2 pseudogenes are annotated in these 922 nt (G+C 44.4%); one reads left to right on the forward strand and one right to left on the reverse strand.

The window, feature by feature from the left end:
- Positions 1-575: pseudogene (locus G1O98_RS38380) on the reverse strand (cobaltochelatase subunit CobN); the annotation flags it as partial.
- A gap of 94 nt (positions 576-669) precedes the next feature.
- Between G1O98_RS38380 and G1O98_RS38385 the strand changes: the two are divergent.
- Positions 670-922, forward strand: a pseudogene (locus G1O98_RS38385) (sensor histidine kinase); the annotation flags it as partial.

The following is a 922-nucleotide window of genomic DNA, read 5'->3' on the forward strand; positions in this document are numbered from 1 at the left end:
GCCTCCCCTGCTCCCCCTGCTCCCATTCCCCATTCATACAATCCCACACGGGGAATCGGCCGAGGTGGCAGGGGATTGTATACAGTTGACAAGCAACTATCGGAGATAAATTGCAGAGCATTAACAAAATTTTCTACGCCGCCTTCGCTAAAATACTGCCATACCTGGTTAGCAACACTTAAAGGCACGGTAGACTGAGAAATTAAGTCGGGATCAAAAGCGTCGTCCCCTGGCATTACAATGAGGGTTCTACCATTACGTTGCACAATTTCTTGCACTACTTCTAAGCCATAACCCCAGTAAGAACGTCCTCCTAACAGGCGCAAAATAATTACCTGAGCAAGCTCTAAAACTTGCTCTCCATAAGTATCTATGCTTAACTGTTGCTGCAATTGCAATAGATTGGCGACTCTTAAGGCAGGAAATTGTGGAGGTAATTTCGTAACCGCAACTGCCAAAGTTTGAATGTCGGTATCAGCAGCCGTAATCAACACGAAAGGCGCTGGAGTTTGTTCTAGAAAAATTAAACCCTCTGACTGATTCCATCCACCCGATGTGCTACTTATACGATGCATAATGCTGTATTACCGTCTTAAACTATTGGTTATTACACAATCAAAACAAACTTTTTCCCTGCATTTAGTCCCCTCTTACCAGTAATGATTAAAAATGCTTAGTTCTCCTGATTTGAGCTTTTCTCGAACCTTGCCTATTGTTGTATTTAATCAGCTTGGGGAATTGTTGGAACAAATGGCTCAAACAGTGGAAAGTGCCACTCTGGTACTGACAGAAGCTGTTTTGGCGCGGATTTGCATACCTGTGGAGTGGCAAAGGCGAAGGTTTACATTGGTGGTTTCTGAGCAGTTTAGTGTGGTTTTGTTAGGAAATTTTGAGGAAGGGGGGCAGGGGAGCAGAGGAGCAG

The organism is Nostoc sp. UIC 10630 (assembly GCF_010747425.1).
Classification (GTDB): Bacteria; Cyanobacteriota; Cyanobacteriia; order Cyanobacteriales; family Nostocaceae; genus Nostoc.